Origin of the sequence: Micromonospora sp. DT81.3, from assembly GCF_049847225.1 — a bacterium.
Taxonomy (GTDB): Bacteria; Actinomycetota; Actinomycetes; order Actinomycetales; family Microbacteriaceae; genus Microbacterium.
This window is the reverse complement of record NZ_JBNCNY010000025.1, coordinates 1-11,980: the sequence shown is the minus strand read 5'-3', so window position 1 is coordinate 11,980 and position 11,980 is coordinate 1. Positions and strand designations below refer to the sequence as shown.

The following is an 11,980-nucleotide window of genomic DNA, read 5'->3' as shown; positions in this document are numbered from 1 at the left end:
GTCGTTCCGACGGACGCCGCCGGCGCGTCCGAGTCCGACCGCTGATCCAGCGGACAGCCCCGTAATCTCCGCCGCGGGGGGGCCGCCCCCCCCCCCCCCCCCCCCCCCCCCGACCCGTTGCTGTTCCGCGGGACGCCGTTCAGCGGGATGCCGGAACCGCTTGCGCGAACACCTCGCGGAGCGGTCTCGGATCCCGGCCCAGTGCCTCGCGTACTCCCGTGGTCACCGACTCATTGCGCCCATCGAACACCTCTCGGCACAGTTCGGTGAGCAGGTCCGCGGCGGCAGCGTCCAGCTCTGCTTCGAGCATCGCGTGGAAGTCGTCCAACTCGAGGGCGACGTAGTGCACCTCCTCGCCGGTGCTCGCGGCCAAGAGGTCGGCGGCATCCGAGAAGCTGAGCAGCTCGGGCCCGGTCACCTCGTAGACGCGTCCCTCATGACCATCCTCAAGGAGCGCCGCGACGGCGACATCGGCGATGTCGTCGACGTCGATGAACGGCTCACGCCTCGTGCCGGCGGGAAGCGCGATCACACCGTCGACCGGCCGCAGCATCCCCTCGGTGAAGTTCTGTGCGAACCAGCTCGCACGCACGACGACGGCCGGGATGCCCGATTCGAGGACGAGCCGCTCGCACCGCTGGGCGCCCGCTTCACCGCGGCCGGACAGCAGCACGATGCGCTCGACGCCGGCGTCGGCTGCCACCTCGAGCAGCCGCGCGATCGCCTCCTGCGCCCCCGGCCCGGCGAGGTCGGGCACGAAGGCGGCGTACAGCCGGCCGACCCCGGCGAGCGCGGCGGGCCAGGCGTCCGGCTGCTCCCAGTCGAACGACGGCTCGGTGCTGCGCCCGAGAGGCCGCACCTCGACTCCCGCCTCGAGCAGGCGTGGGACGATTCGGCGACCGGTCTTTCCGGTCGATCCGATCACTGCTGTGGGACGTGACATGTCCGTTCCTTTCGTTGATGTGACGTCCACGCTCGCGCCTCCATCTCGGTCGGGCAATGGCGGCAAGGCCAGATTCCTGTGCCCATCGTCCGGGTCACCGGCGGATCGGCAGTTCGGCATGCCAGTCTGGACGAATGGCGAATCCGCGTGGTGTTCCCGACAGCGCCGTCCCCCTCGCGGACGCGCTGCACATGCTGCGGCTGACCGGCGTGCTCTACTGCCGCGCCGACGCCGGCGCGCCGTGGGGGGTGGACTTTCCGCAGCTCGAATCGCACATGAGCGTGCCGGTCGTCCTCTCGGGTCGGTGTGTCCTGGAGGTCGCGGGGCAGCGTCACATGCTGGAGGCAGGAAGTGCGGCGCTCATCCCCCGTGGAACGCCGCACGTGCTGGCGAGCGCAGAAGGGGTGCGCGCCGAGCCGCTCTTCGACCTTCCGTTCGAGCAGGTCGGCGAGCGCTTCGAGCGCATGCGCATCGGCGGCGAAGGCCCTCGGACTCAGATCGCGTACGCCGCCTTATGCGCGGATGACGCCCTGACCCAGAGGCTGGCGGCCGAGCTGCCCACGGTGATCGTCGTCGACGGTGCCGACGACGAGGAGTTCGGTTCGTTCCGCAGCGTCCTCCGCCTCATGGCACGCGAGGCCGCTACCGACCAGCTGGGCGGCGACACGGTTCTCGCGCGACTCGCCGACGTGCTTGTGGTGCAATTGCTGCGCCGCTGGCTGAGCGGAGCGGACGCACCGGCGACGGGCTGGCTGGCCGCGCTGTCGGATCCCCATGTCGGGCGCGCTCTGAGCCGCATGCACGCCGACCCCGCGCGGGAGTGGACGCTCGTCGCTCTCGCTCGGGAGGCGCGGATGTCGCGATCGACGTTCGTCGACCGGTTCACCTCACTCATCGGCGAGCCGCCGATGCGCTACCTCGCGGGCTGGCGGCTGCAGCAGGCACATGCGGAGCTGACACGCACCGATGCGCCCATCGGCCAAGTCGCGGGCAGGGTGGGGTACTCGTCGGAGGCGGCGTTCAGCCGGGCGTTCAAGCGCCGGCACGGCACGACACCCGGCGAAGCGCGCCGTGCGATGCGCGTGGGCAACGCCCGCCAGCCGGCCGCCGGCGCCTAGCGCTGCTCGGGCGGATCTCGTGGCGCGGGCCGCTCGAACGGCGCGGGCCGCTCGAGTGGCGTCGGCCGCCCGAGCGCGTCGGCCGCGCGCCGCACGAAGTCCAGATATCCTTGCACGTCGTCGTCGGGCGTGATCGCCCGCAGCACAAGTTCGTCGACGCCGGACGTGTACGCGACGATGCCGGGGCGGATGTCGTCATCGCCCGGCTGCGGCAGCACGGTCTCGAACGGGTCCAGCCCGAGGCGTGCGAAGTTGGCGGCATACTTGGGCGCCGAGGCGTAGCCGGCCACCTCGGACCGCAGGCGACCGCGCGCCGCGTCATCCACCACCGTGCGTGCATAAACAACCACACGGCCGGGACGGGCGCCGGCGGAGTCGCGATGCTGCCCGGCCTGCTCCGCGGCGACGGCCGGTGACACCCAGTTCAGCAGCACGCCGTCGGCCTCGCGCGCCGCCAGCTCGCGCATCTTCGGACCGAGCGCACCGATCAGCACCCGGGCGCGGGTTATGCCGTGCAGCAGCTCGATGCCCTCCCGCACGAGAGCGAGCGCGCCTCTCGACGTTCCGCCAGAGCCGATTCCGATCGACACCCGGCTCTCGGGCAACCCGGCGGCTCTGATCGCCTCGGCGACCTCGCCGGGTGGGCGGCGGTCGAGTGGGATCACGCCGGTCGCGAGGGTCAACCGCTCGGTGGCGGCTGCCGCGGCGGTCAGCGCCGCGATCGAGTCGCCGTGCGGGGTGTCGTTGACCCACAGCGCGTGAAACCCCGCCTGTTCGACCGCGGCCGCGATGCGTGCGATCGCCTCGGGGCCGAGCGCGCCGGCGACCCCGACCGACACGACGCCGTGCCGCGCATCACCGTCGGTGCTCATGCGTGCAGCATCCCTCGCAGTGTCTGGATGGTGTCGGCATCCTCGGGCCGCTTGTCGTCGCGGTAGGTCTTGACCCGCGCGAATCGCAGCGCGATCCCCCCGGGGTACCGCGGCGAGCGCTGCACGCCGTCGATCGCGATCTCGACCACAGTGACGGGCCTGACGTGCACGGTGTAGTCGTCGCCTCCGGTCGCGATGGTGGGGAAGTACTCCGTCTGCCAGGCGAGCGTGGCATCCGTCATCCCCTTGAAGGTCTTGCCGACCATGACGAACTCCCCCGGCTCCCCGAACTCGCCGACCGGATCGAGCGCGCCGAGATGGATGTTGGACAGCATGCCGGAACGGCGGCCGGATCCCTTCTCCACGGCCAGCACCACGAGGTCGAAGGTGTGCACGGGTTTGACCTTGATCCAGCTGGCGCCCCGTCGGCCGGCCGCATAGGTCGAGTCGATCCCCTTGACGACCACGCCCTCGTGACCGGCGGCTATCGCCTCCTGGCTGATCCGCTCCGCCTGCTCGGGATCGGCCGTGACCTGCCCCGGGATGCGGTGGTCGGGCGCCACGCGCTCCAGTTCCGCCAGGCGCACCGACAGCGGCTCGTCGATGAGATCTCTGCCGTCGACGTGCAGCACGTCGAAGAACCACGGTCGCAGCGCGATGAGACGGGCGACGTCGGCACCGAAGCGCGACATCGTGTCCTGGAACGCGCGCGGTGAATCGTTCTCGTCGAGGGCGAGCGTCTCGCCGTCGAGCACGACATCGTGCACCGGCATCCGCTTGGCCACCTCGACGATCTCCGGCAGCCGATGCGTGATGTCCGCGAGGTTGCGCGTGAAGATGCGCACGTCGTCTCCCGAGCGATGAACTTGGATGCGCGCCCCGTCGAGCTTGTACTCGACGGACGCCGTGCCGAGCGCGTCGACCGCTTCGGCGGCCGTGGGCGCCGTGCTGGCGAGCATCGGGAGGATCGCGCGCCCCACGACCAGACCGGTGTCGGCAAGATCCTGCTCGGTGCCGGTCAGCGCCGTGCGCGCGGTCTCGCCGAGGTCACCCGACAGCATGGCGGCGCGGCGCACCAGCTCGAGGGGACGATGGGATGCCTTGGCCACCGCATCCGTCACCACGCCCTCGAGGGCGCCGGTGCGCACCTCGCCCAAAAGCGCTCCGCCCAGGAACGACTGCTCCCGGTCGGTCGCGCGTGCGAGAAGCGCGCGCAGCGCCGACGCCCGCGCCTGATTCGAGCCCTGACCGGATGCCGCGGCCAGGGTGCCGAGGGTCTCATCGACCTCGGCGATGGTCAGCGTCGCCTCGGCGGCCGGATCCCCCGTCGCGGCGGCGAGGCCCCGCCACCCTACTCCGATCCGGCCCTGCCTGGGCTTGCCGAGCAGCAGCCCGAGCGCGGGCGCGATCTCGTCGGGCTCCATGCGCTTGAGCAGGTCGGCCAGCGCCTCGACCTTGGCGAGCCGCGACCGCGTTGCCGCGACGGCGTCGGAGGTATCGGCCAGATCCTGAAGCAGCATGGCGTCAGTCTCGCATCCACATGGGACACGTCCCCTGTGTCACGCCCCCGCGACCGGCGTATCGAGGAACGTCCGGACCACGTCCGAGACGAGGTTGGTCCGCGCGAGCCCGAAGAAGTGGGTCGTCCCGGGAAACACGGCCAGCTGCGACGCCGGGACACCGTCGAAGTCGCCGTTCACGTCGCCACCTCGCAGTCGAAGGAACCGAACGGCATGATCGAGCGACACCATATCGCAGTCCCCGACGGTGATCAGCGTCGGAGCGGAGAAGCTGCGGATGTCGTCCTCCGACCACCCTTCGAAGCCCGACTCGTAGGTGGCGCCGAGCTTGTCGAGAAGCGCCTGCAGGTGTGCGTGATCGGGGTGCGGCGACTTCGCGAGATACGCCTGCTCCATCGGCGTACCCGCGATCATGTCGACCGTCATGGCGCCGACCACTTCCGCGTTCCCCCCGCGCATGCCGCTGTCATCGAAGGTCGTCGACGCGACGATCAGCTTCCGGACCCGCTCCGGCGCCTTGATGGCCAGGTACAGGGCGACCGCGCCGCCGACGCTGTTGCCGAAGACGTCGACACGGTCGATGCCGAGGTGATCGAGCAGGCCGAGGACGTCGGAAGCCAGGCCCGCCGCCGACAGTGGCCGGTCGATGTCGTTCGTGCGGCCGTGACCCTGGAAGTCCAGGGCGATGACCTGCCGGTTCTTCGACAACGAGGGGAGCAGTGCGGCGAACTGCTGATCGATGTCGAAGAGGCCGCCGTGCAGGAGCACGAGCGGCGTGCCGCCGGAGCCGTGGACCTCGTAGTACAGCTCGAGACCGTTTACCGGCGCATAGCCGGTCCGGGTCGGGCCGTGCGAGGCGGTGTCGTCGGTCATGGAACCTCCCGTGGGCGCGATCACTGTCGCGTCCCAGGTTTCCAGTTCTGGCGCGGCCGCACCACCCGGCACGCGACAACGCCCTCGCTTGCGCGGCGGCACCCGGCACGCGGCAACGCCCTCGCTTGCGCGGCGGCAACCGGCAGCGCGCAGCGACCCGGCGGCGAGGTCCGGGCCGATGCGCGTGTCTTGCCGGCGGGTCAGCCTCCCGAGCCCTCGTCGGGACTCGGGAGCGTGTTGTCGACCGCGGGTCCGAATAGTGCCCACGCGCCGGCCTCGCACACGTAGAGCTCCGGCACGGCGGTGTTGATGAAGATGTCCCCGTCCGCGGTGCACGTGTCGTCGTTCGGCTCCGCCACGCCGAGGGCGATCTGGGTGCCGGGGGCGCCGGGCGCTCCCGCTTCACCCGTCGCTCCCGTCGCGCCCGTGGCGCCCGTCGCGCCGGTTTCGCCCGTGGCGCCGGTTTCGCCCGCGGCGCCGGGAGCTCCGGTCAGGTTCGCGGCGGCCGACTCTTCGATGTTTCCGACCTGCACCCAGGCCCCGTCCCGGAAGACGTACACGTCCGAGGTGGCCAGGTCGATATAGAGCTCGCCCTCGTAGCCCTTGCCCTCGGCGGGCACCCCGGTCCCCGCGCGCACGGCGGCTCCAGCGGGAAGGATACTCTCGATCGCCTCCGTGTAGTCGGCCGGGTCGAAGCTGCTCGAGGCGCTCGGCTCGGCGGTCGGCTCCGGAGTCGGCTCCGCAGCGGCCTCCGTCGACCGGGCCAGCCACGAACCGAGGAACGCGGCGACGAACGAGAGCAGCACGACCGCGATGCCGATCCAGATCAGCGCCGTTCTGCTGACGCCGGCGCTTGGCGCGGGCGCTCCCCCGGCGACGGCGACCGACGGCTTGGTGATCGGAGGGGTTCCCCGGTTGCTCTGGCCATCACTCATGTCGGAATCCCGTCCGGTACCCGGCGCCCCGGATCACCGTGAGGTCACGGGGGGAGCGACGACGCGCTCAGTTTAGGGACTTTTCCCCGATGGACTCGTCATTCCAATCGCGTGATCCGCGAAGCGGTAGACCCGGCTTCGCGGAGGTCAACCCTGGAAGTCCTCCGGATCGACGTTCTCCAGGAACTCCTTGAATTGATCGAGCTCGGCTTCCTCGCCGCCGAGGTCCACGATCGAGGCGGGGATGCCCGCCGCGTCGAGCACGTCGTCGGCCAGCCAGATCGGTGCGTGGACCCGCACGGCGAGCGCCACCGAGTCGGACGGCCGCGCGTCAAGGACGAGCATTCCCGATGCTGTCCGCAATGAGATCTCGGCGTAGAAGATGCCTTCCTCGAGGCGCGTGACCTCGACGCGTTCGACTCGAGCGCCCACCGCGTCGAGCAGGGTCTTCATCAGGTCGTGGGTGAGCGGACGGGGAGGCGTGCCCCCCTCGACGGCGATGAGGATGGACGTCGCCTCCTGGTCCCCCACCCAGATAGGCAGCACCCGGCCCTCTCCTGGTTCGTCGAGCACCGGTTTGAGAAGCACGATGCGCTGCTGGGCCGAATCGAGCGCGATGCCTACGACGCGTACCTGGATCATGGCGACTCCTGCCGGAAGTTGTGCCGCGGACGCGTGCATGGTGCGCCCGAACCGGGCACGTTACGCCCCGGTTCGCCGCCTCGCAAGGGGCTCGCGTCAGCTCGGAAGTCCCAGTTCTTGCCCGTTGAGCTGTCGAGCCCGGAAGCCCGCGGATCCTGCGGTACGTCTCGTCGCTCGTGCCCTCTGCGTGCCACTCGCCTCGAACCTCGCTTCAGCCGGAGCGACGCGGATCCGATGGTGCCTAACAAGGTAGTCGCCTCGGGCCTGTACGCCCAGAACTGGCAAGCTCGCGCGTGCGACAGAGAACCAAGCGGTTGCGCGGTCCGACCGTCCTGGGTCGATAAGGGTCGGTGACGGATGCTGCGGATGACTTCGTGGTGATGACGCCGCGCTCGCACCACCCGGCTCGCCCGTGTACGGCGCGTTCATCGGGCAACTCATCGACCGGGCTAATCGGGCATTGGTGACTCAGAAGGTGTCTACCTGTCACGGGTTGCGCCGGAGGACGACGGCCGCCCGCTGAGGGACCCTGCTGTGCGCACTTGCGGCCCCTGCTTCTCGCCAGGCGCGGTGGGCATCGCTGAAAAAGGCTATCGAGCTACCCGACGCGCCTGACGACGAAATGCTCTAGTCGTTGAAGGACCGGTTTGCGGGAAGACACTCCCCGTCGGCACCGGCGGGTGCGAAATTGCGCACGTTACTGCCAAGAGACCCGCCGCACCAGAGCCCCGTGCTCGCAAGGCGTCAGGATGAGCGGAGAACGTATCGGCTCGCTAAGGCTCTTCGCGCTTCTCCACGACATATCCGTTTTGCTCGAGCTGGGTACGGAAGTAGGCGACGATCTCTTCCGGGTCGGTGAGCGAATGGTCCGGAGGCGCCACGGTCGATGACTCGGGGCTTCGCTTGGGCTGCAATTTGAAGAGGACGAAAAGGGGCTCGAATATCGAGGCGCCGGGCTTCGCACCACGAAGGGCGTCCGCAGCGAGCGGCGCGAAAATCAGGGCGATCAGCGCCACCCCCCATAGGCCCTCCGGTACGGACCACGGCTCTCCTTCGAACGGGGTGCCCTCGTACGCCTTCCAGACGAACCACTCGAACGCCGTCTGCACGAGCGTCGAGACGACGGCGACGGTGACAATCGCAGCGACAACGACGCACGCAAGCCCTAGGACCCGCTGAGTGCGAGGAACATCTCGCTCATAGGTCCGCAAGCGACGAGCCTGCTTTTCGACCCTGACGCGCCATACCTCCTTCTCGCTCCCGTCAGGCAGGCCGCTGTAGATGTCCAGATCACGTTTCAGCCATCTCGCCCACCGGACAGAAGGCAACACCCAGCCAACAGCAGCTGCGACAAGGACCGCCACAAGTGCTGTGGCGATCGTCTCCCCAATGTCCACAATGTCCACCTCCCTTAGGGCTCATGTTCGGCATTCCCCCCACGCTCGTCGGGCGCTCCTTAGTTCCCCGCTGCGCCCACATCGAACGCCTGTCACCAAATGATCCCGCCACGGTGCGGCGCCATCAAGCGGATACGTGTCGCCTGTGGAACTACCCGTCGTCAGGCGCCACTTGAATGTTCCGGGACAGGAGCACTTCGAGCGCACGCGGAGGGACCGAGTCGCGGGCGAAGGTTGACCCTCCGTAGAAAGGCTCGGAATTGCTGGGGAACGCGCACGGGTGACGGTCAAGGCATCGCCGGAGCCTTCAGCGAAGTACGGGGCGCGGTGTGTGCCGCCGGGTTGCGGAAGGCCGGCCTCAGACAGCGCGATGCCGTCGGCTACGTCGAGGCCTCCGCTCGCAGCCATGGGTGAGAGAGTGACGCGGCTCGGTGGGCGGCTGCTTCATCCAACGCTCGCACGGCCACCGGCGGAGGTGGTCGTCGCTGGCCTCGACTCCATCGGTCGAAGTGACGTCGCTGGGGTGTCGTGCGCCTTCCCCATGGCCACCCACGTCGCCGATGGGACCCCGCACGCGCCCCGTTCACGGCCTCCGAGGGAGCGAACCCCAGCCTGGTGAGATGGCGCCGTGCTGCCGGGCCATGCCGGTTACGAGGTGCAGTGTTTCTTCGCCTTAACGACGTGCTGAATCGTGGACCCACTGAAGGCCTCGATGACGGCGCCGTCGGGCGCATCACATCGCACCTGCATCGTCAGACTGCCCTGCAGTACGGTTCCGAGCTGGAAAGGCCCGGTCCATAGGATCGAAGCCATCGGAGGGAAGAAAGTCCCCTCGGGCTCCATCGACACAAACTCCAACAAGGGCGACGTGACGATGTCCCGAAGGCACCCGGCGGCCTCGCCGCCGATGACCCCCACGGTGACGGTGTAGACAATGATCTTCCCTGACTTCACCTTTGAACCCGGTGCCGGGTCGGCGGTGAAGCCCCCAGTCACACATTCAGGCACCTGCGCCGATGCCGAAGGGGCGCCGACAATCGCTCCTGCCATCAGGATTCCACTGAGCGCTGCAACAGCCGCCATGCGACGCAGTACAGATTTCGGCTTGAGCATCGTTGCCTCCGAACGGACCTGAGCCCTGGTAGCCACGATACGGCGGATGCGCGCTCGCCGAAAGCGCCCAGGGCTACCGCCCTCGCCGGGACTGCACCGCAGAGGACCCTCACTGGGCGTCCGAGATGATCGCTGGGTCAACTTATGCTCGTGTGGTGACCAAGCGGGTGCGATCGCGACGTGGCGATGGCCCGATCCCCGCATCGCTCGACTGGTGGCTGTTTCGCTTGTCTCCGCTGATCATGCTCGTGGGCATGGTCGCGGGCGGTGTGTTGATTGTTCGCTCGATTCTTGTCTGGGGCGTCGAGGACGTCGAGTATCCGTTCGGGATCGACATTCCGATCGCTGCGGTAGTGCTGACATTGTGGGCCGGCACCGCGGCCGTGCTCCTCGTGCCTCCGCGATCCGCACTCGCAACACGCGACGGCGCCAAGTCGTCGACCGCCCTGGTGTGGCCGCTGGGAAAGCGATTCCGCGTGTGGACGGTGGTTGCAGCGCCTGTCTGCGGACTACTCGCGGCGATGGCACCATTCCCCATCCCCGTCGCGCTCGGCTGGGATCCCGAGATTCCGGCGAACCTTTGGCTCGGGCTCCCGCTCGCGATAGGAATCACGCTGTTCGCCGGCGCCTTGATTTGGTTAGTGCTTCGCGCCGCGTTGCACGGCGTCGAGCTTACCCCGACGCATTTGATCGCCCGCGGCTACTTCATAACCCGCCGATACCGCCGCCGCGAGATGGTGTCTATCAACGCGGTGCAGCTCAAGTGGTGGCCCAGCCTCCTGCTCACAATGCTGCTGAACCGCGACGTAGAGCACACCCTGCAACTCTCACTCGCGGACGGCTCTGAACCACTCTTGCTCGCGGCGAACTCGCGCGAACACGATGTCAGAATCGGTGCGGAGATAGTCCGCGCTTGGCGCGCGGCGGACGACGAGACCTAGTCCTGCTCGGCGCCGTGTCGGCGAGGACCCGCCTTGCGTGCGGTTGAGGACCGGCTTCCGGGCGGTGTTGTTGTCATATGGGTGGCCAGCTCTCGAGTTCTGCGGTGAGCTGCTCCAGGTACTCGACCGCCAGAATCCGCCTATGGTGCGTCGGGCACCGGCGCTCGGCGGGCACGGCGGTGACTGCCCGCGGGCCGAATCCTCTGCAGGGCACCGGGCGGGGTGGCTGGGGTCGTCGTGCTTGGGAAACCAATAAGGCGCGGGCCTGGTCGGGATCTTCATGGCGTGATGACGTTGTTCCACGGGTTCGGCGAGCGATGCGCTCGGGCACTGATGCTCCGGGGGGCTGGGGAAGGAAATCCGATAATCGCCGAATGCCGAAGCAGGGGTCGCGTGCTTCGCGGGTCGATTTGATTCGCCTATCGCTTCTCCTTGCGGAGGGTTCCGGCGGGTAGGACAATTCACGCACACCCGATACCAGAAAACGATTCATCGATCAGAAGTGTGTAATGCACAATCCGAGGATTTGGGCACTCGCCGTAGCGGTCGGGATGGCTTTCACGGCGTTTACTCCGGCTGCGGCTAGCGCAACATCGGTGTCGGCCGTGTCCGCGCAGGGAACAGGCATGCGAGATCTGGGGACGCTGGGCGGCCGCAACAGCTCCGGGGAGTACATCAACATCCGGGGCCAGGTCGCCGGCACCTCCGACACCTCGGATGGGTCCCGTCACGCCTTTCGATGGACGCCGTCCGGCGGGATGCAGGATCTCGGAACCCTGGACGGCGACGCCAGCGTTGCGACTGCGATCAACGAGCTGGGTCACGTCATCGGACGGACCTACTTCCTCGAGCCCGATAATGGGCCGCGACGTGCGTTCCGGTGGACACCGTCTGGCGGCATGGAGGATCTGGGGAACCTCGGCGGGGAAACAACGTCGGCGACGGCGATCAACAACCGCGGGCAGATCGTTGGCGCCTCGCAACTCGCCGACGAGCATGTTCATGCGTTCCTGTGGACGCCGACCGGCGGCATCCGCGACCTGGGCACTCTCGGTGGTACGTACAGCAGAGCCACCGGCATCAACGATCTGGGACAGGTCACCGGCTCTGCACAAAGAGCGGACGGCACGATTCACGCGTTCCGGTGGACGCCGTCCGGTGGCATGCAGGACCTTGGCACGCTGGGCGGGCCATCCAGCGAGGGACACGCCATCAACGCGTTGGGTCACGTCATCGGCGCGTCACCACCGAACCGCAACGAGGACGGGTTCGTGTGGACCCCGTCGGCGGGAATGCGGCCTCTGGGGTTCTTGCCCGAAGACATCAATACACGTGGCCAGGTAGTGGGATGGGAGTTGGGCCCGGACTGGGCGGTCCCGATCCGGTGGACGGCCTCTGGCGGAAAGCAGAGTCTGAGCTCACCCCGAAGCGGGGCATACAGTGCGGCGGGGGCGATCAACGACCTCAATCAGATCGCCGGGGTGACCATGAACGACACGCGCCACGCGTCCCGGTGGACCTCGTCAAACGGAATGACCGACTTGGGAACTGTCGACGACGCTTGAAAACTGGACAGTAACGACGCGGTGGTTTCCAGTGATCGTTGCAACGTGATCACACCAGTTG

The 11,980-nt window shown here is 68.4% G+C and carries 11 protein-coding genes; 3 read left to right on the top strand and 8 right to left on the bottom strand.

Going from position 1 to position 11,980, the window contains the following annotated elements; genetic code table 11:
* Positions 1 to 139: 139 nt before the first annotated feature.
* Entirely contained in the window at positions 140 to 943 is an 804-nt protein-coding gene (locus ACPW96_RS22895) for an SDR family oxidoreductase (protein WP_425886012.1), read from the bottom strand.
* Positions 944 to 1,077: 134 nt separating this feature from the next.
* Here ACPW96_RS22895 and ACPW96_RS22890 point away from each other — a divergent pair, with 134 nt between their 5' ends.
* Positions 1,078 to 2,061, top strand: a complete 984-nt coding sequence (locus tag ACPW96_RS22890; RefSeq protein ID WP_425886011.1) for an AraC family transcriptional regulator — start codon at positions 1,078 to 1,080, stop codon at positions 2,059 to 2,061.
* Here ACPW96_RS22890 and ACPW96_RS22885 read toward each other — a convergent pair.
* The 7 genes from ACPW96_RS22885 to ACPW96_RS22855 all read right to left on the bottom strand — a co-directional run bounded on the left by ACPW96_RS22885 (position 2,058) and on the right by ACPW96_RS22855 (position 9,413).
* Complete coding sequence (locus ACPW96_RS22885) at positions 2,058 to 2,933, bottom strand: LLM class flavin-dependent oxidoreductase (RefSeq protein WP_425886009.1); 876 nt, start codon at positions 2,931 to 2,933, stop codon at positions 2,058 to 2,060. The genes ACPW96_RS22890 and ACPW96_RS22885 overlap by 4 nt on opposite strands.
* Positions 2,930 to 4,453 carry an ATP-dependent DNA ligase gene (locus ACPW96_RS22880; RefSeq protein ID WP_425886007.1) on the bottom strand — a complete coding sequence of 508 codons (1,524 nt, stop codon included), beginning with the start codon at positions 4,451 to 4,453 and terminating at the stop codon, positions 2,930 to 2,932. Before ACPW96_RS22880 ends, ACPW96_RS22885 begins: the two co-directional genes overlap by 4 nt.
* A gap of 39 nt (positions 4,454 to 4,492) precedes the next feature.
* A complete protein-coding gene (locus ACPW96_RS22875; RefSeq protein WP_425886005.1) occupies positions 4,493 to 5,326 on the bottom strand; it encodes an alpha/beta fold hydrolase in 834 nt (277 codons plus the stop codon).
* A 200-nt stretch (positions 5,327 to 5,526) separates the two neighbouring features.
* Positions 5,527 to 6,261 (bottom strand): hypothetical protein, encoded by a 735-nt coding sequence (locus tag ACPW96_RS22870; protein ID WP_425886004.1) that lies wholly within the window; start codon positions 6,259 to 6,261, stop codon positions 5,527 to 5,529.
* Positions 6,262 to 6,408: 147 nt separating this feature from the next.
* Positions 6,409 to 6,903, bottom strand: coding sequence for a bifunctional nuclease family protein (locus ACPW96_RS22865; protein ID WP_425819980.1), 495 nt, complete (start codon positions 6,901 to 6,903; stop codon positions 6,409 to 6,411).
* A 773-nt stretch (positions 6,904 to 7,676) separates the two neighbouring features.
* Complete coding sequence (locus ACPW96_RS22860) at positions 7,677 to 8,300, bottom strand: hypothetical protein (RefSeq protein ID WP_425886003.1); 624 nt, start codon at positions 8,298 to 8,300, stop codon at positions 7,677 to 7,679.
* Positions 8,301 to 8,948: 648 nt separating this feature from the next.
* Entirely contained in the window at positions 8,949 to 9,413 is a 465-nt protein-coding gene (locus ACPW96_RS22855; protein WP_425886001.1) for a hypothetical protein, read from the bottom strand.
* A gap of 155 nt (positions 9,414 to 9,568) precedes the next feature.
* On the opposite strand from ACPW96_RS22855, the gene ACPW96_RS22850 reads away from it, so the two are divergent.
* Both ACPW96_RS22850 and ACPW96_RS22845 read left to right on the top strand, forming a co-directional pair.
* Entirely contained in the window at positions 9,569 to 10,354 is a 786-nt protein-coding gene (locus ACPW96_RS22850; protein ID WP_425885999.1) for a hypothetical protein, read from the top strand.
* A gap of 626 nt (positions 10,355 to 10,980) precedes the next feature.
* A complete protein-coding gene (locus ACPW96_RS22845; protein ID WP_425885997.1) occupies positions 10,981 to 11,919 on the top strand; it encodes a hypothetical protein in 939 nt (312 codons plus the stop codon).
* Positions 11,920 to 11,980: the final 61 nt, after the last annotated feature.

Excerpts from the sequence above, each read along its gene's own strand:
- ACPW96_RS22890 (WP_425886011.1), top strand. The coding sequence starts at position 1,078 with ATGGCGAATCCGCGTGGTGTTCCCGACAGCGCCGTCCCCCTCGCGGAC.
- ACPW96_RS22845 (WP_425885997.1), top strand. The coding sequence starts at position 10,981 with ATGCGAGATCTGGGGACGCTGGGCGGCCGCAACAGCTCCGGGGAGTAC.
- ACPW96_RS22880 (WP_425886007.1), bottom strand. The coding sequence starts at position 4,453 with ATGCTGCTTCAGGATCTGGCCGATACCTCCGACGCCGTCGCGGCAACG.
- ACPW96_RS22865 (WP_425819980.1), bottom strand. The coding sequence starts at position 6,903 with ATGATCCAGGTACGCGTCGTAGGCATCGCGCTCGATTCGGCCCAGCAG.
- ACPW96_RS22875 (WP_425886005.1), bottom strand. The coding sequence starts at position 5,326 with ATGACCGACGACACCGCCTCGCACGGCCCGACCCGGACCGGCTATGCG.
- ACPW96_RS22855 (WP_425886001.1), bottom strand. The coding sequence starts at position 9,413 with ATGCTCAAGCCGAAATCTGTACTGCGTCGCATGGCGGCTGTTGCAGCG.
- ACPW96_RS22885 (WP_425886009.1), bottom strand. The coding sequence starts at position 2,933 with ATGAGCACCGACGGTGATGCGCGGCACGGCGTCGTGTCGGTCGGGGTC.
- ACPW96_RS22895 (WP_425886012.1), bottom strand. The coding sequence starts at position 943 with ATGTCACGTCCCACAGCAGTGATCGGATCGACCGGAAAGACCGGTCGC.
- ACPW96_RS22870 (WP_425886004.1), bottom strand. The coding sequence starts at position 6,261 with ATGAGTGATGGCCAGAGCAACCGGGGAACCCCTCCGATCACCAAGCCG.